We start from the raw sequence: 25,461 nt of genomic DNA, 5'->3' as shown, positions 1-25,461 counted from the left end.
GTCAGGGGCGGGCCGCAGGGGCGGGGGCGCGGCGCTCCGGGGGGAGGGCGGCCGGCTGGCCGCCGTCCTCGCCGAGGAAGACCCGCCGCACGACCCGCTCGGCGGCGTGGCCGTCGTCCCACGGGCAGAAGTGGGCCCGGAACGCGGCCCGCGCCTGGGCCGAACGGGGGCCGCGCCAGGTGTCCGTGGTGAGGATGGACAGGAGTTCGTCCTCGCTCCGGGCGACCGGCCCGGGGGCGTCGGCGGTGATGTCGAAGTAGGTGCCGCGGGCGGCCCGGTAGGCCGTCCAGTCCTCGGCGTGGACCACGATCGGGCGGTCGAGGCCGGCGTAGTCGAACATCAGGGGGGAGTAGTCGGTCACCAGGGCGTCGGCCGCCAGGCACAGCTCCTGGACCGACGGGTGGGCGGAGACGTCCAGCACGGTGTCCGGCAGCCCCTCGGGGAGCGTGCCCGAGCCGCCGTGGCCGTCCGGTGCCCGGTACAGGACCACGTGGCCGGGGCCGAGTTCACGGGCCAGCCGGACCAGGTCGACGGGCGGGTGGAAGCCGCGCCGGTAGTCGCGGTGCGCGGGCGCGTACAGGATCGCGGTGGACTCCGGCGGGATGCCCAGCCGGGCCCGGATCCGCCGCACGTCGTCGGCGTCGGCGCGCAGCAGGACGTCGTTGCCGGGCCGCCCGTGCTCCAAGGTGGTGTAGCCGGCGGGGTAGGCCCGCTCCCAGACCACCGTCGAGTGCGGGTTGGCGGACAGGCAGAAGTCCCAGCGGTCGGTGTGGGCCAGCATCCGGGCGAAGTCCCGGCCCGCCGAGGCGGCCGGGTGCCCCTGGACGTCCAGGCCCGTGCGGCCGAGCGGGGTGCCCTGGTGGGTGTGGAGGTTCACCTGGCCGCGCCGCTTGCGGTAGGCGTGCGGGAAGTTGACGTCGTTGACCAGGTAGGTGGCGCGCGCCAGCGCCGTCCAGTACGCGGGCGAGCCGGGCTGGAGCCGGCGTACGCCGCGCGGCAGGGTGGCCGCGTACGCCGGGGTCGTGATCCACGCGGTGCGCAGGTGCGGGGCCAGGTCGCGCACGGCGGCCTCCAGGGCGGCGGGGTCGCCGCCGTAGCCGGCGTAGCGGCAGGCCGCGAAGACGGCGAGGTCCGGGTCGAGGCGGCGCTGCCGCTGGATCCGGTAGTGCAGCCGCAGGCCCGCCTCCCGGGCCGCCCGGGCGGTGTCCTTCAGCAGCCGCCGCAGCCTCCTGCGCAGCGCGTTGGCGGTGCGCACGGCGTCGAAGACCTGCCGCGCGCCGAGCCGCACGAGCAGCCGCCGGGTGCCGCCGGGGACGCCGCGCGGACGGGAGCCGGGCTCCTGCGGGCGGTAGCGGCGGAAGTGGACGCTGCAGCGCTGGAAGTAGACGCCCCGGGCCGAGCGGGGCAGCCGGCCGGGGGTGTTGTAGACCGCCAGCAGGTGGTCGGTCATCCGGCTGAAGAGGGCGGCCCGCCAGCTGTCGAGGGCGGGGTTGCGGTCGAGGAAGGCGAAGACCCGGTCGTACTGGTCGAAGACGTCGAAGTGCCGGCTGCTGGTGGTGCGCAGGATGCTGCCCCGGCGGCGCTGCCGGTAGAGCACGCAGACCCGGTCGAGCACCGCGATGCTGCGGGCGGACAGCAGCAGGGGGTAGGTCCAGGGGACGTCCTCGTACCAGCCGGGCGGGAAGACGAGGTCGCGGCGCTGGACGAACTCCCGCCGGTACGCCTTGTTCCAGGCGACCGGCAGCAGCCGCAGCAGCTCGGGCCGGTCGTCGAGGGGCCCGGCGGGGCGTGCGTCCTGGGCGAGCAGGGGGGCGCGCTGGTTGCGCACGACGCGGCCGTCCCAGTAGGTGCGGGCGTAGTCGTAGACCAGCACGTCCGGCTCGGCGGTCTCCTTCAGGCGGTCGGCGACGGCCTGCAGGGAGCCGGGCGCGAGGGTGTCGTCGCTGTCGAGGAAGAGCAGGTAGTCCCCGGTGGCGCGGGCCATCCCGGCGTTGCGGGCCGGGCCGAGGCCCACGTTCTCCTTCAGGTGCAGGACGGTCACCCTGCGGTCGCGGGCCGCGAAGGCGTCGAGGATGGCACCGCTGGCGTCCGGGGAGCGGTCGTCGACGGCGATCACCTCGAAGTCCGAGAAGCTCTGCCCGAGCACGGACTCCAGGCACTCGTGCAGGTAGGCCTGCACCTTGTGGGCGGGCACGATGACGCTGAACCGGGGCAAGGCAGCACATCCGTAATGTCGGCTTACGCGGCGTATGCCCGTTATATCCCGGGCGTACGCCGCGTACGGCGACCCGTCCGACGACGGAGTGTTGCCCCTCTGGCCTGCGGAGGGTTGCGGGGCTACTTCACGGCGCCCGCCATGACGCCGGAGACGAACTGGCGCTGGAAGGCGAAGAAGACGACGAGCGGGACCACCATCGACACGAAGGCCCCCGGTGCCAGGACGTCGATGTTGTTGCCGAACTGCCGGACCTGCTGCTGCAGCGCGACCGTGATGGGCTGCGAGCCGCTGTTGGAGAAGATCAGCGCCACCAGCATGTCGTTCCACACCCACAGGAACTGGAAGATGCCGAGCGAGGCGATCGCCGGGCCGCCCAGGGGCATGATCACGGTGGCGAACAGCCGCAGCTCGCCCGCGCCGTCCAGCCGGGCCGCCTCCAGCAGCTCCCGCGGGATCTCCGCGAAGAAGTTGCGCAGCAGGAAGACGGCGAACGGCAGGCCGAAGCCGACGTGGAAGAGCACCACGCCGATGATGTCGCCGAAGATCCCGATCTCCCCGAACAGCTTCGCCACCGGGATGAGCGCGATCTGCACCGGCACCACCAGCAGCCCCACCACCACGAGGAACAGCCAGTCCCGGCCCGGGAACTCCATCCAGGCGAAGGCGTAGCCCGCCAGCGCCCCGATCACCACCACCAGCAACGTGGCCGGCACCGTGATCAGGGTGGTGTTGACCAGCGAGGAGGTCACGGCGTCGTTGCCGAGCAGTTCCCGGTAGTTGGTGACGGTCAGCTGCGAGGGCGTGGTGAACACCTTCCACCAGCCGGAGTCGGCGATGTCCACCGGCCCCCGGAAGGAGGAGATCAGCAGCCCCACGGTCGGCATCAGCCAGAACAGGGCCACCAGCACCAGGAACACCCGCAGCACCCCGCCGCCGGTACGGGCCGCCACCCGCGAGGCGAAGGACTGCCGGGCGGCGGCCGTGGTGGCCCGCGCCTCGGCGGGGCCCGCCGGTTCCGCTGTGCCTGCGACGGTCGTCATCGTCGGGCCTCCCTGCGCAGTCGGCGGATGTTGAAGACCATGACCGGGACGACCAGCAGCAGCAGGACCACACCGATCGCGCTGCCCACGCCCTGGTCGTTGCCGGCCCCGAAGGAGGACAGGTACAGCTGCAGGGCCAGGACGTTGGCCTCGTCCTTGGAGGTGTCGGGCGCGACGATGTAGACCAGGTCGAAGATCTTCATCACGTTGATCATGAGCGTCACGACGACCACGACCAGCACCGGCGCCAGCAGCGGCACGGTGATCCTGCGGAAGACCTGCCACTCGTTGGCGCCGTCGATGCGCGCCGCCTCCATCAGCTCCCGCGGCACCCCCGCCAGGCCCGCCGCGATGAGCACCATGGCGAAGCCCGCCCACATCCACAGGTACGACCCGATGATGGCGGGCGTCACCAGGGTGGGGCCGAGCCAGTCGACACCGTTGTACGGCTCCGCGAAGTTCGCCGCCGGCAGCCGCAGTTGGGCCCCGGCCGCCGAGGCGGGCAGCGAGAAGGTGCCGTCCGTGCCGGAGGTGGCCGAGGCCACCACCCGTCCGTCGCGCACGGCCTCGACCTTGACGCCCTCCAGCGCCTTCTCACCGGCGTCGATCACCCCGGGCTCGCCGCCGCCGCCCGGTTTGAAGTCCAGCCACACGGTGCCGGTCACCCCGGGGCCCGCGGCGGCCTGCCGGGCGTCCGCGGTGCCCGCGGGCAGCTTCGCCGCGGGGACGCCGATCAGCGGCAGCCCGACCGCCGTCCCCTGCCCGGCGGCGTCCCGCGTGGTGTACGAGCCCCCTCCCGAGGCCGCCAGCGGGCCGTTCGGCCGCGGACGGGCCCCGGGGTACGCCGAGGACTCGGCGAAGGTGTCGTGGACACCGACCACGACCGCGTTGGCCGCGCCGCGCGCCGGGTCCTGCTCGTACACCAGCCGGAAGATGATCCCGGCCGCCAGCATCGAGATCGCCATCGGCATGAAGACGACCAGCTTGAAGGCGGTGCCCCAGCTCACCCGTTCGGTCAGCACCGCGAAGACCAGCCCGAGGGCCGTGGCCAGCACCGGCGCCACGACCACCCAGACCGCGGTGTTGCGCAGCGCCGTCAGGGTGCTGTCGTCGCTGAAGACCGAGGCGTAGTTGTGCAGGCCGACGAAACCCGAGCCGGCCCTGTCGAACAGGCTGCGCCAGGTGGTGTACCCGATCGGGTACACCACCAGCGCGCCCAGCAGCACCAGCGCGGGCAGCAGGAACAGTCCCGCCACCCAGCGCCGGGTGCCCATGACGCTCCTGCCCGGGGCGGAGGGAGCGCCGCCGGGAGCGGCCGGCCCCTTCGCCGTGGCCGCCGTCGCCATCGTGGCCGCCTAGCCGGCGTACGCCTTGGCGGCGTCCGCTTCCAGCTTGGCCTGCGCGCCGGCGACGTCGGAGGGGTTCCTCAGGAAGTCCTGCAGGTCCTTCCACTCGCCCTTGCCCGCGGTGCCGCCGAAGGCCGCCGGGGCCTGGTCGGACATGTCAAAGCGGAAGTCGTCGCCCGCCGCGACCAGCCCCTGGGCGATCGACCGCGAGACCTCGTCCGGGTACGCCGACAGGTCCAGCGACTTGTTCGGTGAGACGAAGCCGCCCGAGGAGGCCCAGACCTTCGCCGCGTCGGTGGAGGCGAGGAAGGTCAGCAGCGCCTGCGCGCCCTTGGTGTCCTTCAGCGCCACGCCGACGTCACCGCCGCTGACCACCGGTGCCTTGCCGGAGCCCACCGCGGGGAAGGGGAAGACCTTGGCGTCCTCGCCCACCTTCGCCTTGGTGTTGTCGCCGATGAACGCGCCGACGAAGTCGCCCTCGTAGACCATGCCGGCCTTCGGCGGGTTGCCGGTGAAGGTCTGCGTCACGGACTTCGGGAAGTCGGTCTTGAGCGCGCCGCTCTGCCCGCCGGCGATCAGGTCCTTCTTGCCGAAGAGCTGGGCGAGGGTGGTGAGCGCGTCCTTCACCGAGGGGTCGGTCCACTTGATCTTGTGCTCGGCCAGTTGGTCGTACTTCTCCGGCCCGGCCTGGGAGAGGTAGATGTTCTCGAACCAGTCGGTGAGGGTCCAGCCGTCCGCGCCGCCGACCGATACCGGGGCAGTGCCCGACTCGAAGAGGGTCTCGGCGGTCTGGAGGAAGTCGTCCCAGGTGGCCGGAGGTTCGGAGACCCCGGCGTTCTCGAAGGCCGCGGTGTTGTACCAGACCAGCGACTTGTTGGCGGCCTTGGCGTAGACGCCGTACTGCTTGCCCTCGTACGCGCCCAGGTCCTTCCAGCCCGTGGTGAAGTTCTTGTCGAGCTGCGCCTGGACGTCGGAGGAGAGCGGCTTCAGCCAGCCCTTCTGCGCGAACTGCCGTAACACGCCGACCTGCGGGAGGAACGCCACGTCCGGCGGCTGGCCGCCCTCGATCTTCGTACCGAGGAAGGTGGAGACGTTGTCGCCGGTGGGCACGAAGCCGACCTCGGCCCCGGTGCGCCGGGTGAACTCGTCCAGCACCTTCTGGAAGTTCTTCTGCTCCGGCCCGGTCCACACCGCCGCGACCTCGAGCTTCTGGCCCTTGAGGTCCGGCAGCGAGACGCTCCCGCTGCCACCGGAACTGCTCCGGCCCCCACCGGGGTCGCCCTTGTCGTCGTCGCCTCCGCCGCACCCGGCGGCCGTCAGCGCCAGGGCGGCCGTCGCCACGGCGGCGATGACCGCTTCGCGTGTACGTCGCGTGCGCCTGCTGGATGTCCGCATCTGCCTGCCCATCCCCTCAGCGCGGACCCGCGCCGCGGTGGCAGCCCGCCGCATGGCCGTGGCAGCTGCGCCGGGCGTCCCGTCCCCGCGTCATCCGCTGTTCCGCGTTCAGTCCTACGCCCTGTCTGATAACCGCCGCAATAGCGCCTCAGCGCACGGCGGTTGGATCGTGACCTTCATGTGACCGGCGGTGCGGCAGGCGCAGGGGACCGGGAGGGCTCAGAGCAGCGGCGGCACCGGATCGGCCGCCGCGGACTCCGCGGCACGCTGCAGGGCACTGGCCAGCAGGGCGAGGTCGGTGGGGCCGTTGCCCAGTTCGCGGACCGGGCGGCGGGTCGGCGGATCGCCCATGCGCTCCCATTCCAGCGGGACCACCGTGGGCCGCAGGGTCGCCGTACGCGGGATCCGGCCACTGACCCGTCCGGCCTGGAAGGCCGTGACCGCTCCGTCCGGCCGGCGCAGGTAACCCCGGCCCGGCAGGGCGTCGTCGACGGTCGCCGGCTCCTCGACGGCGACCAGCAGCGCGGCCGACTCCGGCTCCTCGGTGCGCAGCGCGATCCGCAGCCGCGCCGCGTCGTCGGTGTCGGTGCCCGCGGTGCGCTCCGGGCGGCCGGTCGCGGCGACCAGGTGGACGCCGAGACGCTCGCCGTCGCGCGCAACTCCCTCCAGGGCGCGGACCACCGAGCCCGCGGCGGGCCGGCCGGGACTGCCCAGCGCGGGGGCGACCAGGACGTCGAAGTCGTCCACCACCACGACCAGCCGGGGCAGCGGCTCGGTGGTACGGGTCCGTACCCGCACCGCGCCGCGCACCTGCGGGTCGGCGGCGCCGGCCGGGGCGTGGCCCGGCTCCACCTGGCGGGGCACCGCGGGCAGCCGGCGGCGCTCGTGCCACTGCGCGAAGTCGCCCCCGTCCAGCAGCTCGTCACGGCGCCTCAGCTCCGCCGTGAGGGCCTGCGCGAACTCGCGCATCCGCACCGGGTCGGAGGCGGACAGATAGGTGGAGACGTGCGGGAGGTCGGTGCAGGTGCGCAGCCCCTCGCCGCGCTCGGACCCGGCGCCGTCGACGAGGACCAGGGCCAGCCGGTCCGGTCGCTCGCCCGCGGACAGGGCGGCGGCCACCGAACGCAGCAGTTCGGTCTTGCCGGCGCCCGCGGCGCCGCCGACCAGCAGGTGCGGCCCTTCGGCGACCAGGTCGACCAGGACCCGGCCCTCCGGGCCGGCGCCCAGGACCGCCGCGGCGGCACCGCCGGAGGGGGCGGGCTCGGCCCAGCGGGTCGCGATCTTCGCCGGGGTGGCGAGCGCCAGGTCCAGCTCGTCCAGCAGCCGGGCCGTGGGCGGGAGCGCGGAGCGCGTACGGCGGGGCGCGGCGGCGTCGCCCTCGCGCAGCGGGGCGAGGGCGCGCGCGAAACGCTCGGCCCAGGCCGCCGACACCGCCTCCATGGTCATGTGCTCCGGCCCGTGCGGCTCCATCCGCAGCGTCGTCGCGACGTCGCCCTCCAGCACGGCGACGGCACCGCAGTCGGCGGCCAGCCGCTCCGGGCTCTCGGCCAGGCACAGCAGGTGCACCCCGACCGACGGCCCGGCGGCCGCGATGCGGCCCGCGGCCTCGCGCAGATAGGCCGAGCCCGGGTCACCGTCCACCACCAGCAGGGTGTACGGGCCCTCGCGGCGTGCCGCGGCCTCGGCCACCTCCTCCGGGGAGGCGGTCGCCCAGCCCGTGCCGAGCGGGCCCTCCTCGATGCGCCGGACCACCTCTGAGACGCGGGCCTCCGCCTGCTCCCGGTCCGTGGCGGTGAGCAACCGGCAGTCCTGGCCGTGCGCCGGGCGCAGATGCGGCAGCCAGTTCAGCCACCCCCACTCCTCGGTCCGCTGTTCGGCGGGACGGGAGCGGTCGGCGTTGACCAGGACGACCTCCAGCACGCCGGGCGGGTGCAGGGCGCACAGCTGGGCGATCACCGCCCGGGCCAGCCCGGACAGCCTCGGGCGCGGTCCGGCGAGGCCCAGCACATGGGTGTGCGGGTCGCGCAGGTCGACGGTGAACGGCACGGCGGGCAGCGTCCGGAAGCCGTCCTCGGCGGTCAGGTCGGCGGTGCCGAGCCGGACCGTGAGCAGGTCGGGATGGCCGAGGGCGCGCTCCCACAGCCGCGGGCCCGGTCCGAGCGCGGTGAGCAGGACGGCCGCGGGATCGGGCCAGCGCTCGCGCAGCTCGGCGGCGTCGGCCTGGTCGTACGTCGTCCCGCCGCCTCCGGGGCCGTCGGCGCCCGGGGCGCCGCGCCCGGCCGCCAGGCGCCTGGCCCAGCCCCCTATGGCCCCGGCCATCCGGCTGCCGGCCTCCGCGGCCTTCCCGCCGCCGCGGCGGCCCTGGGGCAGCGCGACCGTGCGGGTCTGCTCGGACAGGCCGCGCTGCGGGGTGTCCCGCCGGGCCGGGGTGCCCGGCGCGCCCTGTGCCGGACCCGGTCCGGGCGCGGGAGCGGCGAGGGCGTCCACGCTCACGTTCCCGGCGCCGGTGGTCGTCGGGCCGTCGGCGGGCACCGCGTCCCGGGCGGCGGGGCGCTCCCCGGTGCCGTCGGCGGGACGGGCGGGACGCCAGGTCGCCACGGGGCCGCTGTCCGGCCAGGAGGTCGGGGGGAGGGTCACCTGGAGGTGCCCCTCGGCGTCGGGGACGGCGGGGATGGAGGCGGGCGGCGGGGGGACGGCCGAGCCCGGGGGTGCCGGCTCCAGCCGGAGGGTCGACTCGCCGATCCGCAGCAGCGTGCCGGCGGGGAAGGGGACCGCGCGCTCGCCCACGGGAGCGCCGTCGAGGGTGGTGCCGTTGGTGGAGCCGAGGTCGGCGACGGTGACCCGGCCCTCGCCGTCCACCGTGATGGCACAGTGCAGCCGTGAGACGTCGGGGTCGTCCAGCGGGACGTCCGCGTCCGCGGACCGGCCGACCCGGATCCGGCCGCCCTGCAGCAGGTGGACGCCGCCCGCGTCGGGCCCGCCGACGACGTGCAGCCGGGCGGCGGCCGTGGGGCGGCCGCCGTCGTGCCCGTCGGCGGGGGAGTGCAGCGACAGGACGGCGCCGTCGAGCAGGGGCGGCACGCCGAGGACGGCGGTGGCCGGGTCCAGGCGCTCGGCGCCCGCGTACAGCGGGGGCGTGGACTTGCCGGCCCGCGCGGGCTGGCCGGAGCCGCCCGAGCCGGACGCGAGGGCTCCGGCCACGGCACTCAGGGGAGTGCCCGCGGGCGCGGTGACCAGCACGTCGCAGGAGCGCGCCGCGCGGCCGCCGCGCGGCCCGAGAACGGTCAGCCGGATCTGCATCTCCGTCCACGGTCCCTTCTGCCCGGATCCACCGCGGTGCGGGCCCCCGACCCCACCCCGCCGTGCCCGGGACGTCGACACGTACAAGAACGGACCGGCGGGCTCCCCTCGCCCGGCTGACCCAGCCGGCTCGGCGATGCGCGTTCCGCGACACGCATCCTCCCACCCGCCGCCGACAGCTCGCCGCCGGTGCCCACCTTTGCGATCTTGAATGGTCAGCATTGGGCGGAAAGGGCAACCAAACGACCGTACTCCGCGTCCTAACCCCACACCCGCCCCGTACCGGAACGCAGCCCCGCTCCCACGTGGCGGCACTACAGTGGGCGAAACAGGCCACGGACCAGGCCAAGATCCAGGGAGCGCGAACGTGCGGCCGGTAGGCAGCAAATACGAACTGGTGGAGCCGCTCGGGCGCGGAGCCACGGGCACCGTGTGGCGGTCGCAGGTACGGGACACCGGCGAGACCGTGGCGATCAAGGTGCTCAAGGAGGAGCTGGCGGGCGATCCCGACATCGTCATGCGCTTCCTCCGGGAGCGGTCGGTCCTGCTGAGGCTGCGCCACCCGCACATCGTCCGGGTCCGCGACCTGGTCGTGGAGGGTGAGCTGCTGGCCCTGGTGATGGATCTGGTCGAGGGTCCCGACCTCTACCGCTACCTGCGCGAGAACGGCCCGTTCTCGCCGGTCGGCGGCGCCCTGCTGACCGCCGCCGTGGCCGACGCGCTGGCCGCCAGCCACGCTGACGGCGTGGTGCACCGCGACCTCAAGCCCGCCAACGTCCTGCTCGCCACCGTCGCAGGCCCCGACGGCACCCAGCAGATGCACCCGATGCTGACCGACTTCGGCATCGCGCGGCTGGCGGACTCGCCCGGCGTCACCCGCACCCACGAGTTCGTCGGCACGCCCGCCTACATAGCGCCGGAGTCGGCCCAGGGCCGTCCGCAGACCTCCGCGGTGGACATCTACGGCGCCGGCATCCTCCTGTACGAACTGGTCACCGGCCGTCCGCCGTTCCGCGGCGAGAGCGCGCTCGAAGTGCTGCACCAGCACCTGAGCGAGGAGCCGCGCCGTCCCTCCACCGTGCCCGAACCGCTGTGGACGGTGATAGAGCGCTGCCTGCGCAAGGAGCCCGGCGAGCGGCCGAGCGCGGAGAACCTGGCGCGCGCCCTGCGCGTCGTCGCGGCGGGCGTGGGCGTGCACTCCTCCCCGGCGCAGTCCGAGGCGGCGCTCGGCGTCGCCGCGCTGCTCGCGCCGGACCCGGCCCCGGCCACCGTCCCGGACACCCCGCTCGTCCCGCCGGGCACCGCCGACCCCACCCAGGTGCTGCCGAACCGGTCGCCCGTCGGCGCGTACGACGCGTACGACCCCAATGCCGCCACCAGCGTCCTGCCCGCCTCGGCGGGGGGCGCCGCCGACGCGACCCGGGTGATCCCGGGCGGCTCGGCACCGACCGCGTCCGGCGACGGCACCCGCGTGATGCCGCCGGTGCCGGACGGGCCGCCGGACCCCGGTGTCCCGCAGGGCCCGCATCCGTGGGAGTCGCAGCTCAACCGCGCCCGTGCGCGCGCCGAGCAGACCGAGATCCAGTACCTGGACCCGGAGCAGGACCCGCTGCGCCGCAGGCCGCGCCGGCAGCCCGCCCAGCAGCCGCAGCAGCCGCAGCAGCCTCCCCAGGCGTACCAGCAGCGGCCGCAGCAGCCCCCTCAGTACCGGCAGCCCTCGCAGCCCGCCTACGCCCCGCAGCCGCATCCGCAGCAGTACGGCCAGCAGCCGCAGCAGTACGCGCCGCGGCCGCAGCAGCCCGCGCCGCGCTACGAGCAGCCGCAGCACCAGCGGTACGAGCCGCAGCGCCCGCCCGCGCCCGAGCCGGCCCCGCGCCGCGAGCCGCGCCCCCGCAGCGCCAACCCGATGAAGATCCCGGGCCTGGGGTGCCTCAAGGGCTGCTTCACGATGATCGTCGTGCTGATCGTGATCTTCATGCTGGCCTGGTACCTCACCCCCCTGCAGGACTGGCTGAACACGGGCAAGGGCCTGTGGGACACCGTGACCGGCTGGATCAGCGAGGTGTGGAACTGGGTCTCCACCATCGGCGACACCGCCAACAGCGCCCCGGACGTCCCGGACGTCCCCGGCGGCAACCAGTAGCGGCGTGCGGCGGCGCCCCCGGCCGGGGGCGCCGGCAACCGAGCGGGCAACTGAGCGGGCCGGGGCGGCGGATGACGTGGCGCCACGCGTGCGCGGGGCCCGGTTCCGTCAACGCCGAGCGGTACGGCGTCACCTCTCCGACTCGCCGATGTTGGTGATTTGTCGACTTCTGGAGGGTGATTTCTCCCGGAGAAGCCGCACTCACCCCTGACACGTTCCCCCAACCGGCTCGCATCCGCGTAGCTTTGTCGCCAACACGACGGCACGTCGGAGGAGTCGGAGCAGCCTTGGGACGGAAGATCGGCAGCCGGTACACCGCGCACCAGGTGCTGGGGCGGGGTTCCGCCGGCACGGTGTGGCTGGGCGAGGGCCCCGAAGGCCCGGTCGCCATCAAGCTGCTGCGCGAGGACCTCGCCTCCGACCAGGACCTCGTCGGCCGCTTCGTGCAGGAGCGCACGGCCCTGCTGGCGCTCCACCACCCGCACATCGTCGGCATCCGCGACCTGGTGGTCGACGGTTCCGACCTCGCGCTCGTCATGGAACTCGTTCGCGGCACGGACCTGCGCTCCCGGCTGGAGCGCGAACGCAGGCTCACCCCCGAGGCGGCCGTGTCCATCACCGCGGACGTCGCGGACGGCCTGGCCGCGGCCCACGCCGCGGGCGTCGTCCACCGCGACGTCAAGCCGGAGAACGTCCTGCTGGACTCCGCCGCCCCGCCCGGACCGGGCGGGGCGCCTCCGGCGCTGCTCACCGACTTCGGCATCGCCCGGCTGGTCGACTCCCCGCGCCGCACCCGGGCCACCCGCATCATCGGCACCCCCGACTACCTGGCACCGGAGATCATCGAAGGTCTGCCGCCGCGTGCCTCCGTCGACATCTACGCCCTCGCCACCGTCCTGTACGAACTGCTCGCCGGCTTCACCCCGTTCGGCGGCGGTCACCCGGGCGCGGTGCTGCGCCGGCACGTCACCGAGTCCGTCGCGCCGCTGCCCGACCTGCCCGACGAGCTGTGGCAGTTGCTCTCCCAGTGCCTCGCCAAGGCCCCCGCCTCCCGGCTGACCGCGGCCGAGGTCGGCACGCGGCTGCGCGAACTGCTGCCCGCGCTCGCCGGGCTGCCCCCGCTGGAGGTGGACGCGCCCGGCGACCACCACGGCGAGGATGCGTACGACCGGGAGCCCGGTTCCGTCGCCGAGCCGTACGACGCACCGGCCGGCCGCCCGCGCGGTGCCGTGCCCCTGGTCCGCGGCTCCGCACCCGACTCGACGCGCGACACGCACACCAGCATCAAGCTGCCCACCGCGGAGGAGCTGGCCGGCGGCGGGGCCGCCGCGATGCCCGGCCAGCGCGCCCGGCACCGTCACCGGGCCGTCCCCGACGCGCTCCAGCGCCGCCGCGTCAAGATCGGCGCCGCGGCGGCGGCCGCCCTGGTCGTCGGGCTCGGCGGCTGGGCGATCGCGGCCTCCGGCTCCGACGACGACGGCGGCTCCAACAGCCGGGAGGACAAGCCGTCCGGGCAGGCCTCGACCACCCCGACCGCCCCCACCGGCGCCGCCGCCTCCCCGCAGGGCGCGGTCAGCACCCCGGCGGGCACCGCCGAGGACGCCGCGCTGCGCTGGTCCGGCTACACGGCGCTGCCCCACTTCCCGGACCGCGACGTCCACCCCGTCGGCGGCCCCCGCGCGATCTCCGTCTCCGGTACGACGTACGTGTTCACCCGGGGCAGCGACAAGAACGTCTGGTACCTGGTCTCCGGCACCTGGCACCGGCTCACCGGGATAAGCGTCGCCGACGACCCCTCGGTCGTCTCCTCGCGCGCCGGGCAGCTGGACGTCTTCGCACTCGGCACCGACCACAAGGTCTACCGCCGCACCCTCAGCGGCGGTGCGTGGGGCGACTGGTACCAGGTCGACCAGCCCGCCCGTTTCACCACGACCCCCGCCGCCGCGTCCTCCGCGCCCGGCCGGATCGACCTGGTCGGCTGCTCGGGCGGTGACCTCGTCACCTCCTCCTGGGTCGACGGCCGCTGGAACGCCTGGGCGCTGGTCCCCACCGCGGGCCGGGTCACCGCCGCCCCCGGGCTGGTCTCGGCCGCGTCCGGCACCCTGGACGCCTTCGCCGTCCGCAAGGCCGACGGCGCCGTGCTGCGCCTGCCGTACGTGAACGGCGCCTGGCGCCCCTCCGAGATCGTCACGGGCCTGGACGCCACGGGCCGCCCCGAACCCGCCGTCTCCGGCGGCCGGCTCTTCGTCCTCGCCCCCGCCGACGACGGGGCCCTGGCCGCCGCCGTCTCCGACGGCGGCACGTGGACGCCGGTGCCGCTGTCCGCCAGCACCCCCTCCCACCCCGGTCTGACCACGGCGGACGACACCCTGACCCTGTACCTGCGCCGCGCCGACGGCACGCTCGCCCACGCGTCGGCCCCCGTCCCCGTCTGAGCGGCGCGGGACCTCCGGGCCGGTGGGCCGGGCCGCCCCGGCTCACCGGCGCGGCAATGCGCGGCGTGCCGGTACGCTGGGGGACGTGGCAGTCCTGGATGTATCCGAAGAGCTCAAGTCCCTCTCGTCGACCATGGCCTCGATCGAGGCCGTTCTGGACCTCGACAAGCTGAGGGCCGACATCGCCGTGCTCGAGGAGCAGGCGGCGGCCCCGTCGCTGTGGGACGACCCCGACGCGGCGCAGAAGATCACCAGCAAGCTGTCGCACCTGCAGGCCGAGGTCCGCAAGGCCGAGGCGCTGCGCGGCCGCATCGACGACCTGGGGGTGCTCTTCGAGCTCGCCGAGGCCGAGGACGACGCGGACACCCGTGCCGAGGCCGAGACCGAGCTGGAGTCGGTGCGCAAGGCGCTGGACGAGATGGAGGTCCGCACCCTCCTGTCCGGCGAGTACGACGCCCGTGAGGCGCTGGTCAACATCCGCGCCGAGGCCGGCGGTGTCGACGCCGCCGACTTCGCCGAGCAGCTGCAGCGGATGTACCTGCGCTGGTCCGAGCGGCACGGCTACGCGACCGAGATCTACGAGACCTCGTTCGCGGAAGAGGCCGGCATCAAGTCCACCACCTTCGTGGTGAAGGCGCCCTACGCCTACGGCACCCTCTCCGTCGAGCAGGGCACCCACCGCCTGGTGCGCATCTCGCCCTTCGACAACCAGGGCCGCCGCCAGACGTCCTTCGCGGGCGTCGAGGTGCTGCCCGTCGTCGAGCAGAGCGACCACGTCGAGATCGACGAGACCGAGCTGCGGATCGACGTCTACCGCGCCTCCGGCCCCGGCGGCCAGGGCGTCAACACCACCGACTCCGCGGTCCGGATCACCCACATCCCGACCGGCATCGTGGTCTCCTGCCAGAACGAGCGCTCGCAGATCCAGAACAAGGCCAGCGCGATGAACGTGCTGCAGGCCAAGCTGCTGGAGCGGCGCCGCCAGGAGGAGCAGGCCAAGATGGACGCCCTCAAGGGCGACGGCGGCAACTCCTGGGGCAACCAGATGCGTTCCTACGTCCTCCACCCGTACCAGATGGTCAAGGACCTGCGGACGGAGTACGAGGTCGGCAACCCCCAGGGCGTCCTCGACGGCGACATCGACGGCTTCCTCGAGGCGGGCATCCGCTGGCGCAAGCAGCAGGAGCAGGGCGCCGGCGTCTGACGCGTCGTCAGCACCCCGGACCTCCACGACTGCCGCCCGACGGGCGGCAGTCGTCGCGTTCCGGGGCAGCCGAGCCCGCACGGGGGCGTGCGCGGACGGCCCGGCCAGGGTGCCGACGGTGCCACCCGCACCGTCGTCGGCGGCAGCGGATCGGTCACCCAGGGTCACGGCGACGCGAGCCGGCCGGGGTGCCGGCGCGACCCTCTTCGTCCGGGCGGTGCCGGTTTCCGCCCGATGCCGCGCCTGACCGGCTGGGGCCACCACGCGGCGCCGGGAAGGCCCGCGCCCGGACCGGGGGGCCCCTGCGCGTCCGCGGGAGGCCCGCAAACGCCACGGGGGCCCGCAGCGCCGATGCGCCGCGGGCCCCCGTGCTTGCTGTCTGTGTGCGCCGTGCTACACGGCGGCCTCGTGCACCACCCACGCCACCGCGAGCAGGGCGACCAGCAGGGCGATCAGTGCCGCCGGGGAGATGGCCGCGAAGGGGTTCTCCTGCTGCATGCGGGCGCGGTGGGCGCGGCAGACCGCACAGCGGCCCTCGCTGACGGGGCCGGCGCAGTTGGCGCACACCAGTCGGTCGACTGTCATGCGGTGGCCTCCTCCCAGGCGGCCTGGCGGCCGCTCCATGAACAACGCGCGACAGGGGCGGTACGTTCCCGAGCCCCCCGACCACTGTGCCAGTTCCCGGGACGCTCGGCGCGCCCCGCGTGATTCCTGCGACTCCGAAGAGTGACGCATGTGGCCAATGCCTGCTTTGTCCCCCCGTGGTCGATGAATAAACCCGTCATCCCGGACCGCGGACTGCGCGGGCCGCGGCCATTCGCGTAAGGTCGCCTCCGATCCCCTGTATCCGGAGTGCGACCGTGATCCGATTCGACAACGTCACCAAGACCTACCCCCGGCAGAACCGTCCTGCACTTCGGGACGTGTCGCTGGAAATCGAGAAGGGTGAATTCGTCTTCCTGGTGGGCTCCTCCGGCTCCGGGAAGTCGACCTTCCTGCGGCTGATCCTGCGCGAGGAGCGGACGGACACCGGCATGGTGCACGTCCTCGGCAAGGACCTCGCGCGGCTGTCCAACTGGAAGGTGCCGCAGATGCGGCGCCAGTTGGGCACCGTCTTCCAGGACTTCCGCCTGCTGCCCAACAAGACGGTCGCGGAGAACGTGGCGTTCGCCCTCGAGGTGATCGGCAAGCCGCGCGGCACCATCCGCAAGACGGTCCCCGAGGTGCTCGACCTCGTCGGCCTCGGCGGCAAGGAGGACCGCATGCCGGGCGAGCTGTCCGGTGGTGAGCAGCAGCGCGTGGCGATCGCCCGGGCGTTCGTCAACCGCCCGATGCTGCTGATCGCGGACGAGCCCACGGGAAACCTCGACCCGCAGACCTCCGTGGGCATCATGCGGCTGCTGGACCGCATCAACCGGACCGGCACCACCGTGGTGATGGCCACCCACGACCAGAACATCGTCGACCAGATGCGCAAGCGCGTCATCGAGCTCGAGAAGGGGCGACTGGTCCGCGACCAGTCCCGCGGCGTCTACGGCTACCAGCACTGAGCCTGGGCCCCGCCCTGCACACCGCAGCCTTCTGAAAGGACAACATGCGCGCCCAGTTCGTGCTCTCGGAGATCGGCGTCGGTCTCCGGCGCAACCTCACCATGACCTTCGCGGTCATCGTCTCCGTGGCCCTCTCGCTCGCGCTCGCCGGCGGCTCGTGGCTCGCCCGCGAGCAGGTCGACTCGATGAAGGGCTACTGGTACGACAAGGTCCAGGTGTCGATCTTCCTCTGCAACAAGAACGACGCCAAGACCGACCCCAACTGCACCAAGGGCGCGGTCACCGAGGAGCAGAAGCAGGACATCGAGAAGCAGCTCAAGGCGCTGCCGCTCGTGGACAAGTACTTCCACGAGAGCGCGGAGGACGCCTACAAGCACTACAAGGAGCAGTTCTCCGACTCGCCGCTGGCCGACTCGCTCACCCCGGACCAGATGCAGGAGTCGTTCCGGGTCAAGCTCAAGGACCCGACGAAGTTCCAGGTGGTGGCGAGCGCCTTCCAGGGCCGTCCCGGCGTCCAGGAGGTGCAGGACCAGAAGGCCCTGCTGGACAACCTGTTCGGGCTGCTCAACGGCATGACGCTGGCCGCGCTGGTGGTGCTGGCGTTCATGCTCGCGGTGGCGATGATGCTGATCGTCAACACGGTGCGCGTGTCGGCCTTCAGCCGCCGCCGGGAGACCGGGATCATGCGGCTGGTCGGCGCGTCCAGCTTCTACATCCAGATGCCGTTCATCATGGAGGCCGCGTTCGCCGGTCTGGTCGGCGGTGGCCTGGCCTGTCTGATGCTCCTCGTGGGCCGCTACTTCCTGATCGACCACGGCCTTTCGCTGCAGACCAAGGTGCCGCTGATCAACTTCCTCGGCTGGGGCGAGGTGGCGCAGGTGCTGCCGCTGGTGCTGGTGGTGGGCATGCTGATGCCCGCGCTGGCGGCCCTGATCGCGCTGCGCAAATACCTCAAGGTCTGATCCGCGCCAAGGGCGCTGTACGGCCGACCTTCCGTACAGCGCCCGCTTCTCGCCTAGACTGCCCGACGTGCTGAGCCCACGTCCGCCCGGGAGACCACGCCGCCTGCGCCGTGCCGCGGCGCTGACGCTGGTCTTCGGCGCGGTCCTGGCGACGGGTGCCGCGGCGGGTTCCTTCGGGGACCTCGGCGGGGAGCGGCGGACGCCGCCGCACTCCCGCATCCCGGCCGGCACCGTCGCCGACACCGACGAGATCGCCGAGGCGATCGCGGAGGGCAAGGTCGGCCCGCAGGCCGCGCAGGCCCTGGTCAGCCGTAGCGGCGACCGCTGGTCCTCCTTCTACACGGCCCAGGAGTACGAGGGTTTCCAGCAGTCCCTGGACGGCCGCTACGTGGGCGTCGGCCTGTGGGTGCGACGCACCGAGGACGGCCGCATCGGCATCGACCGCGTCCAGTCCGGCAGCCCCGCCGCCCGGGCCGGGGTGCTCGCCGGGGACCGGCTGATGAGCATCGACGGCACGGAGGTCACCGGCCGTCCCGTCACCGAGGTCGTCGCCCGGTTGCGCGGTGCCGACGCGGCCGGCACCGCCGTGGCCCTGGGCCTGCGGCGCGGCGCGCGCTCCTGGGTGGTCTCCCCGCGGCGCGCCCTGCTGCCCACGGAGTCCGTACGGGTCCGGCACGTCCCCGACGGCGTCAGCGTCGTCAAGGTGGACGCCTTCACCAAGGGTGTCGCCGGGCAGGTCCGCGGCGCCCTGGCCGGCAGGCCGGGACACAAGGGCATAGTCCTGGACCTGCGCGGCAACTCCGGCGGCCTGGTCACCGAGGCCGTCGGTGTGGCCTCCGCGTTCCTGGACGGCGGGCTGGTCGCCACGTACGACGTCCACGGCAGGCAGCAGGCGCTCTACGCGGCCGACGCCGGCGACACCGACACCCCGCTCGTCGTGCTCGTGGACGGCGGCACGATGAGTGCGGCCGAACTGCTCGCCGGCGCCCTGCAGGACCGCGGCCGTGCCGTCGTCGTGGGCTCCCGCACCTTCGGAAAGGGCTCGGTGCAGATGCCCAGCCGGCTGTCGGACGGCTCGGTCGCCGAGCTCACCGTCGGCCACTACCGGCTGCCCGCGGGCCGCCGGGTGGACGGCCGCGGGGTGGAGCCCGACCTGAAGGTCACCGGTGGCGCGGACGCCGAGTCCGAGGCCCTCCAGGTGCTGGACGGTCTGGGCACGCCGGTCCGCTGACCGGCGCGCAAACCGGTACCCCCCGGCCCCGCCGAGGTGCGAGAATGGCCGCGCTATGGCAAAGGAAACGGGTCGCAAGCTGATCGCGCAGAACAAGAAGGCGCGGCACGACTACCACATCCTCGACACCTACGAGGCGGGCCTGGTGCTCACCGGCACCGAGGTGAAGTCGCTGCGCCAGGGACGCGCTTCCCTGGTCGACGGCTTCGGCCAGCTCGACGGGGGCGAGGCGTGGCTGCACAACGTGCACATCCCCGAGTACACCCAGGGGACGTGGACGAACCACTCGGCGCGGCGCAAGCGCAAGCTGCTGCTGCACCGGGAGGAGATCGAGAAGCTCTTCCAGAAGTCCCAGGAGACCGGTCACACGATCGTGCCGCTCTCCCTGTACTTCAAGGACGGCCGGGCGAAGGTCGAGATCGCGCTGGCCAAGGGCAAGAAGGACTACGACAAGCGGCAGACCCTGCGCGAGAAGCAGGACCGCCGCGAGGCCGACCGGGCCATCTCGGCGGCGCGCCGCCGGCAGCGGGGCGAGTGACCCCCGGGAAATGCGCTGGCCTCCATGTACGTCGGTCACGTACGATGGCGTCAGCACCACCGGGCCGTGACGGCCCGGTGAGCAGTTTGAAAAATCAACATGGGGATGATCGGTTTCGACTGGGGATGTCGAAGCAGGGGAAGCGAGCCGAGAAAGCGGCAATGATCTCGTAAACCATATGCCGAAAACAATAATCGCCACTTCTAAGCGCGATTCCTCCGCCTTCGCTCTCGCTGCCTAATTAGCAGCTAGCGAAGACTCCGCGGAGTGTCAGCCCGGGGCTGTTCCCGACCCGGATCCTGGCATCAGCTAGGGGACTAAACCACTGAGTCCGGCCACGGGGCTCGGTGGGAAACCAAACAGTGGCTGGGCCCGTCGGCGGCTTGTCCGCGTGACTGCCGGGGCCGAGAAAAGCACAGCGGACTGCGCTCGGAGAAGCCCTGATTCTGCACCACAGGACGCGGGTTCGATTCCCGCCATCTCCACTGACCCAACGGAAGGCGATGCCTGCCGCGCACTGCGCGGGAGGCATCGCCTTCCGTCGTTTCCGGGGGCCCGCCGAGGGCCGGCCGGTCCCGGGTGCCGGTCGTCGTCCCGTCCTCCCGCTTTGTCATGGCCATGAATTGTTGTGAAAGGTAACGATCATCCTGCCGGCGCAGCTCGCCACGCCTTGTTCACTTGATGCGCACAATTGGCTGAAAGTGATGTACATTCGCCGCTCACAGAGTGCTTGGGGTGATCCACCGAGGGGGGTTCGTGGTCCGCAGTGTCGCGGTCCACCGCTGAGCCGTGCCCCTGGCGGAGCCAGGCGCGCTCCTGTGGGGAAAGGGCCTCTCAGCGGTGAAGACACGCATACCCGACGACCCGGACCGGCCGGTTTTCGTCGACACCAGCGGACGGCGCGGCCGCAAGCTGCGCCGGATCGGCTGGATCCTCGGCGCGATCTGCGTCGGCTACGCCTCGGTGCTGGCGATCAGCCTGGCAGGCGCCGACTCCCGGGCCCCCTGGCTGATGATCCCGGGGGAGGACGACGAAAACTCGTCACCCGTCGTCTCCGCCGACCCGACGGCCCCCGCCTCCGCCCCGGCCTCGCCGAGCGGTACCCCGAGCGGCACCGCCACCTTCACCGGCGGCGGGACGCCCACGGCGGCCGGCACCGCGCCCACCGCGTCCGCCGACACCACGCCCACGAGCACCCGCCGTCCGATCTCCCCCCGCCCCACGTGGAGCGCCACGTCCGTTCCGACGGTCCCGGCGACGCCCACGCCCGATGACACGCCCACCGGCAGCACCCCGCCGGACGACGGGGAGACGCCCGACCCCTCGGCCAGCGCCACCGGCTTCAGCGGGGGCGGTGCCAGATGACCGTCGCCGGCGTCACCGACGGGCCGCCCCGCCGCGGAGCCCGCGGCCGCAAGACCCTGCCCATGCGCTTCACCCTGCCGGCACTGCTGCTGGTCGCCGTGGTGTGCATGCTGCTGCTGCGCGGCTTCGTCCACAGCGAGATCGGCGCGGACCACCGCATCCACCCGCCGGTCGCCACCGCCCACGTGCCGGACTCCGTGCTGGAGGGCGGCCCCGTCATCGACACCCGGGGCGCCGAGACGCACAGCTACGCCGTCCCCCGCAGGAACCTGGTCCTGACCTTCGACGACGGTCCGGACCCGGAGTGGACCCCGAAGATCCTGGACAAGCTGGCCGAGTACCACGCCCACGGCGTGTTCTTCGTGACCGGGACGATGGCCTCGCGCCACCCCGACCTCGTCCGGCGCATGGTGGACGAGGGCCACGAGGTGGGCCTGCACACCTTCAACCACCCCGACCTGGTCTACCAGTCGCACGACCGGATCGACCGGGAGCTCGCCGAGAACCAGCTCGCGTTGGCCGGTGCGGCCGGAATACACACCTCGCTGTTCCGCCCGCCGTACTCCTCGACCGCCGACGCGCTGGACGACCTGTCGTGGCCGGTGGCGCAGTACCTCGGGCAGCGCGGCTACGTCACCGCGTTCATCGACACCGACACCGAGGACTGGGCCCGTCCCGGCGTCGACGCCATCGTCCGGTCCGCCAAGCCGGCCAAGGCCGGCGCCGGTGCCATCGTGCTCATGCACGACTCCGGCGGCGACCGCTCGCAGACCGTGGCCGCGCTGGACCGCCTGCTGCCCGAACTGACGGCGGAGGGGTACACGTTCCCCACACTCACGCAGGCGCTCGGCGCGCCGAGCGCGCACACCCCCGTCACCGGCCTGCCGCTGTGGGAGGGCAAGGCCTTCGTGCTCGCGGTCACGCTCTCCGAGCACACCATGAGCGTGCTCGTCGTCCTGCTCGCCGTGGTGGGCGCGCTGGTCCTGGCGCGCTTCGGCCTGATGGTGCTGCTGTCCGCGGTGCACACCCGCCGGGTGCGGCGGCGCGACTTCCGGTGGGGCGAGGAGCGCGTCACCCGCCCCGTCACCGTCCTCGTCCCGGCGTACAACGAGGCCAAGTGCATCGCCAACACCGTGCGCTCCCTGGCGGCCAGCGAGCATCCGCTGGAGATCGTCGTCGTCGACGACGGCTCCACCGACGGGACGGCCGACATCGTGGAGGACCTCGCCCTGCCCGGGGTCCGGGTGATCCGCCAGCCCAACGGGGGCAAGCCCGCGGCGCTCAACAACGGTCTGGCGAACGCCTCCTGCGACCTGGTCGTGATGATGGACGGCGACACCGTCTTCGAGCCGGGCACGGTCGGCGAGCTCGTGCAGCCCTTCGCCGACCCCACGGTGGGCGCCGTCGCGGGCAACGCCAAGGTCGGCAACCGCGACAGGATGATCGGGGCCTGGCAGCACATCGAGTACGTGATGGGCTTCAACCTCGACCGCCGCATGTACGACGTGCTCGGCTGCATGCCGACCATCCCCGGGGCGATCGGGGCCTTCCGCCGCGAGGCGCTGCACGACGTCGGCGGCATGAGCGACGACACCCTCGCCGAGGACACCGACGTCACCATGGCGCTGCACCGGGCCGGCTGGCGCGTGGTGTACGCCGAGGACGCGCGCGCCTGGACCGAGGCCCCGGAGACCGTCCGGCAGTTGTGGTCGCAGCGCTACCGCTGGAGCTACGGCACCATGCAGGCGATCTGGAAGCACCGCGGCGCCCTGAGGGACCGCGGCCACTCCGGGCGCTTCGGCCGGCTCGGCCTGCCGCTGGTGTCGCTGTTCATGGTGGTCGCCCCGCTGCTGGCCCCGCTGATCGACATCTTCCTCGTCTACGGCCTGGTCTTCGGCCCGACCCTGCGGACGGTGGAGGCGTGGTTCGGGGTGCTCGCCGTCCAGGCGGCCTGCGCGGCCTACGCCTTCCGGCTGGACCGCGAGTCGCCGCGCCACCTGCTGTGGCTGCCGCTGCAGCAGATCCTCTACCGGCAGCTGATGTACCTGGTGCTGCTGCAGTCCTGGATCACCGCGCTGACCGGCGGCCGGCTGCGCTGGCAGAAGCTCCGCCGCACCGGCGCCGTCGAGTCCCCGCTCACCACCGTCTGAAAGAGCCCCGCCATGACCATCCCGCAGGCCGGGGCCCACCGTGGTGCCCTCCCGCAGCAGGCCGGCCCCCGTACGGACGCACCCGGGGCCCCCGGAGCCCCAGTGGCCCCCGGTGGTGGAGCCGCGGGCCGGTCCGGCGCGGCCCGGTCCGTCGTCCGCGACCGCTACCTCGACCTGCTGCGCGCCGTCGCGCTGGCCCGCGTCGTGGTCTACCACTGCTTCGGCTGGGCGTGGCTGACCCTGGCGTTCCCGTCCATGGGCGTGATGTTCGCGCTGGCCGGCTCGCTCATGGCCCGCTCCCTGGCGCGGCCCGCCGCCGCCGTGATCCGCTCCCGGATACGGCGCCTGCTGCCGCCCCTGTGGGTGCTGGCGGCGCTCCTCCTCCCGGCCATGCTGATCGGCGGCTGGCGGCCGTCGACGGACGGCGACGGCCCGCTCGGCTGGGGGCTGCGCCTGCTGTGGTGGATCCTCCCGCTGGGCACCCCGCCGTTCCCCTGGGAGCTGGGGCAGCAGAGCGGGTTCCTGGAGAACACCTGGGCGGTGCAGGCCGCCGGGCCGCTGTGGTACCTGCGGGCCTACCTGTGGTTCGTCCTGCTCTCGCCGCTGATGCTGTGGGCCTTCCGCCGCCTGCCGTGGGCGACCCTGCTGGCACCGCTCGCCCTGACCGCCGCCCTCACCACGGGATGGGTGACGATCCCCGGCGACCTCGGCGGGGTCGTCACGGACTTCGTCACCTTCGGCTCCTGCTGGATCCTGGGCTTCGCCCACCACGACGGGCTGACCCGCAGACTGCCCGCGTTCGTCGTGCCGCTCGTCGCGCCGGTGCTCATGGCGGCCGGCGCCTGGTGGGCGTCCGGCCACCAGACGGAGGACGGCTGGGACCTCAACGACATCCCGCTGGCGCAGGCGCTGTGGTCCCTCGGCTTCGTCGCGCTGCTCCTGCGGGTGAGCCCGGCCTGGGACCGGCTGCCGCGGCCGATCGCGCGGCTGGACGGGCCCGTCACCCTGCTGAACGCCCGGGCGGTGACGTTCTACCTCTGGCACGAGGTAGCCCTGATCGCCAGCGTGCCGCTGATCGACCAGCTGTGGAACTTCCGCCTGCTGGAGTACCACGTGCCGTGGCTGCTGGAGAGCGACTGGTTCCAGTTCGCGGTCGTCTGGCCGCTCATCGGCCTGCTGCTGGTGTGCTTCGGCTGGGCCGAGGACCTCGCCGCACGGCGCCCCGCCCGGCTGTGGCCCTGGCCGCGCAGGCGCGGGGCGGTACGTACGGCGGCGGCCGGCGGCTGACGGCCGGTACGTCAGGCCCGGCGCCGGGCCGTCCGCAGGAAGGCCGCCGCGACCAGCGCCGCGGTGCCCGCGGCGACCGCCGGTATCGCGTACGCGGGGACCGCACCCCGGTGCTCCACGACCGACCCCGCGGCGAAGGAGCCCGCCGCGATGCCGCCCAGGAGGGCGGTGACGGCCAGCGTCATGCCCTCGTTGAGGCGGCCCGGCGGCACCCGGCGCTGGATCAGGGCCATACCGTTGATCATCGTGGGCGCGGTGGCCATGCCCGCCAGCAGCAGCGCGGGGGCCAGCAGCCACAGGCCGCCGAGGGCCGCTGCGGGCAGCGGGCCGAGCATGAGGGCGGCCATCAGGGCGACGCTCGCGGCGAAGCGGCCCTCCGCGCCGCCACGGGGCCGGCGCAGCCCGTACAGCAGGCCCGCCGCGCACGAACCCGCCGCCTGGAGGGCGAGCACCGCCCCGGCGGCGCCACGGTGCCCCTGGGCGTCGGCGAAGGCGATCGTGGTGACCTCCAGGGCGCCGAAGACGGCCCCCGTCGCCAGGAACGTCAGCAGTACGGCCGGTACCGCGGCCCGCCCGGCGCCCGCCCCCGGTCCGGCGGTGGCCCGCGGCACCGGCGGCGGTTCGGTGCCGCGCTGCGCGGCGAAGATCAGGATGCCGCCGAAGAGCAGCAGCGCCCCCGTCAGCGTGCCGGCCTCGGGGAACAGCGAGGTGCACAGGAAGGCCGCGAGGACCGGGCCGAGCATGAAGCAGACCTCGTCCGCCGCCTGCTCGAAGGAGTTGGCGACGTGCCGGCCCCGCTCGTCGTCCCGGTACAGGTGCGCCCAGCGCGCCCGCGCCATGCCTCCGGTGTTCGGCGTCGTCGCGGTGGCGGCGTACGCGGCGAACAGGGTCCAGGCCGGGGCGTGCAGCCGTACGCACACCACCAGCGCGAGCGAGCCCAGCGCGGCGAGCCCCGCGGCCGGCACGGCCACCCGGGCCTGGCCGTGCCGGTCGGTCAGGCGCGCGGTCCAGGGGGCCACCACGGCCGTCGCGGCGAGTCCGGTGGCGGTGACCGCCCCGGCCAGCGCGTACGAGCCGTAGCCGGCCGCGATCATGACGACCGCGCTGACGCCGAACATCCCCATCGGGAGCCGGGCCAGGAGGTTCCCGGTGGTGAAGGCCCGGGTGCCGGGCAGGGCGAAGAGCCGCCGGTAGGGGGCGGTGAAGGCGGGCGCGGTCATGCGACCACCCTCCCGGCGCGCCCCCGGTGCGGTCCAACACCTGATCAGCGCCCATTGACGCGTTCCCGTTGTCAATC

17 protein-coding genes, 1 other RNA gene and 1 pseudogene are annotated in these 25,461 nt (G+C 73.6%); 12 read left to right on the top strand and 7 right to left on the bottom strand.

The annotated features are described in order from the left end of the window. Position 1: 1 nt before the first annotated feature. The 5 genes from ACFYYN_RS26275 to ACFYYN_RS26255 all read right to left on the bottom strand — a co-directional run bounded on the left by ACFYYN_RS26275 (position 2) and on the right by ACFYYN_RS26255 (position 9,299). A complete protein-coding gene (locus ACFYYN_RS26275; RefSeq protein ID WP_500547730.1) occupies positions 2-2,215 on the bottom strand; it encodes a bifunctional glycosyltransferase/CDP-glycerol:glycerophosphate glycerophosphotransferase in 2,214 nt (737 codons plus the stop codon). A gap of 122 nt (positions 2,216-2,337) precedes the next feature. After that, positions 2,338-3,258, bottom strand: a complete 921-nt coding sequence (locus ACFYYN_RS26270) for a carbohydrate ABC transporter permease (protein ID WP_500547729.1) — start codon at positions 3,256-3,258, stop codon at positions 2,338-2,340. Then, positions 3,255-4,532 carry a carbohydrate ABC transporter permease gene (locus ACFYYN_RS26265; protein WP_500330096.1) on the bottom strand — a complete coding sequence of 426 codons (1,278 nt, stop codon included), beginning with the start codon at positions 4,530-4,532 and terminating at the stop codon, positions 3,255-3,257. The genes ACFYYN_RS26270 and ACFYYN_RS26265 overlap by 4 nt, the downstream gene beginning before the upstream one ends. A gap of 81 nt (positions 4,533-4,613) precedes the next feature. Beyond that, complete coding sequence (locus ACFYYN_RS26260; protein WP_500330095.1) at positions 4,614-5,999, bottom strand: ABC transporter substrate-binding protein; 1,386 nt, start codon at positions 5,997-5,999, stop codon at positions 4,614-4,616. A 219-nt stretch (positions 6,000-6,218) separates the two neighbouring features. Beyond that, on the bottom strand, positions 6,219-9,299 hold the full coding sequence (locus ACFYYN_RS26255) for an FtsK/SpoIIIE domain-containing protein (protein WP_500547728.1): 3,081 nt from the start codon (positions 9,297-9,299) through the stop codon (positions 6,219-6,221). A 367-nt stretch (positions 9,300-9,666) separates the two neighbouring features. On the opposite strand from ACFYYN_RS26255, the gene ACFYYN_RS26250 reads away from it, so the two are divergent. From ACFYYN_RS26250 to prfB, 4 genes and pseudogenes are all read left to right on the top strand, one after another. Next, positions 9,667-11,442, top strand: a complete 1,776-nt coding sequence (locus ACFYYN_RS26250) for a serine/threonine-protein kinase (RefSeq protein WP_500547727.1) — start codon at positions 9,667-9,669, stop codon at positions 11,440-11,442. Between the two features lie 287 nt (positions 11,443-11,729). Continuing rightward, positions 11,730-12,765: pseudogene (locus tag ACFYYN_RS26245) on the top strand (serine/threonine-protein kinase); the annotation flags it as partial. Positions 12,766-12,773: 8 nt separating this feature from the next. Beyond that, positions 12,774-13,877 (top strand): DUF8189 domain-containing protein, encoded by a 1,104-nt coding sequence (locus ACFYYN_RS26240; protein ID WP_500547752.1) that lies wholly within the window; start codon positions 12,774-12,776, stop codon positions 13,875-13,877. Between the two features lie 85 nt (positions 13,878-13,962). Beyond that, on the top strand, positions 13,963-15,081 hold the full coding sequence (prfB, locus tag ACFYYN_RS26235; RefSeq protein ID WP_500330092.1) for a peptide chain release factor 2: 1,119 nt from the start codon (positions 13,963-13,965) through the stop codon (positions 15,079-15,081). A 393-nt stretch (positions 15,082-15,474) separates the two neighbouring features. Here the strand turns inward: prfB and ACFYYN_RS26230 are convergent, their stop codons facing one another. Then, positions 15,475-15,666, bottom strand: coding sequence for a hypothetical protein (locus ACFYYN_RS26230; protein ID WP_326575680.1), 192 nt, complete (start codon positions 15,664-15,666; stop codon positions 15,475-15,477). A gap of 275 nt (positions 15,667-15,941) precedes the next feature. Here ACFYYN_RS26230 and ftsE point away from each other — a divergent pair, with 275 nt between their 5' ends. The 8 genes from ftsE to ACFYYN_RS26190 all read left to right on the top strand — a co-directional run bounded on the left by ftsE (position 15,942) and on the right by ACFYYN_RS26190 (position 24,164). Beyond that, positions 15,942-16,631: a cell division ATP-binding protein FtsE gene (gene ftsE / locus ACFYYN_RS26225; protein WP_018564091.1), complete on the top strand. Its 690-nt coding sequence runs from the start codon at positions 15,942-15,944 to the stop codon at positions 16,629-16,631. Between the two features lie 44 nt (positions 16,632-16,675). Then, positions 16,676-17,593: a permease-like cell division protein FtsX gene (gene ftsX / locus ACFYYN_RS26220; RefSeq protein WP_499512125.1), complete on the top strand. Its 918-nt coding sequence runs from the start codon at positions 16,676-16,678 to the stop codon at positions 17,591-17,593. Between the two features lie 67 nt (positions 17,594-17,660). Continuing rightward, a complete protein-coding gene (locus ACFYYN_RS26215; protein ID WP_500547726.1) occupies positions 17,661-18,824 on the top strand; it encodes a S41 family peptidase in 1,164 nt (387 codons plus the stop codon). Positions 18,825-18,879: 55 nt separating this feature from the next. Further along, complete coding sequence (gene smpB / locus ACFYYN_RS26210; protein WP_500547725.1) at positions 18,880-19,362, top strand: SsrA-binding protein SmpB; 483 nt, start codon at positions 18,880-18,882, stop codon at positions 19,360-19,362. 101 nt (positions 19,363-19,463) lie between these two features. Further along, positions 19,464-19,850, top strand: a transfer-messenger RNA (tmRNA) gene (ssrA, locus tag ACFYYN_RS26205). 352 nt (positions 19,851-20,202) lie between these two features. Then, complete coding sequence (locus ACFYYN_RS26200; protein ID WP_500547724.1) at positions 20,203-20,727, top strand: hypothetical protein; 525 nt, start codon at positions 20,203-20,205, stop codon at positions 20,725-20,727. 62 nt (positions 20,728-20,789) lie between these two features. Beyond that, the gene (locus ACFYYN_RS26195) at positions 20,790-22,877 is read left to right on the top strand and encodes a bifunctional polysaccharide deacetylase/glycosyltransferase family 2 protein (protein ID WP_500547751.1); all 2,088 of its coding nucleotides are present in this window, start codon (positions 20,790-20,792) and stop codon (positions 22,875-22,877) included. A 12-nt stretch (positions 22,878-22,889) separates the two neighbouring features. Next, positions 22,890-24,164, top strand: a complete 1,275-nt coding sequence (locus tag ACFYYN_RS26190) for an acyltransferase family protein (RefSeq protein ID WP_500547723.1) — start codon at positions 22,890-22,892, stop codon at positions 24,162-24,164. 11 nt (positions 24,165-24,175) lie between these two features. On the opposite strand, the gene ACFYYN_RS26185 is transcribed toward ACFYYN_RS26190, so the two are convergent. Beyond that, the gene (locus ACFYYN_RS26185; protein WP_500547722.1) at positions 24,176-25,384 is read right to left on the bottom strand and encodes an MFS transporter; all 1,209 of its coding nucleotides are present in this window, start codon (positions 25,382-25,384) and stop codon (positions 24,176-24,178) included. Positions 25,385-25,461: the final 77 nt, after the last annotated feature.

The sequence above is a fragment of the Streptomyces sp. NPDC001902 genome (assembly GCF_042891295.1).
Classification (GTDB): Bacteria; Actinomycetota; Actinomycetes; order Streptomycetales; family Streptomycetaceae; genus Actinacidiphila.
Note: the sequence above shows the minus strand (reverse complement) of the source record. Positions and strands in the feature narration are given on the sequence as shown.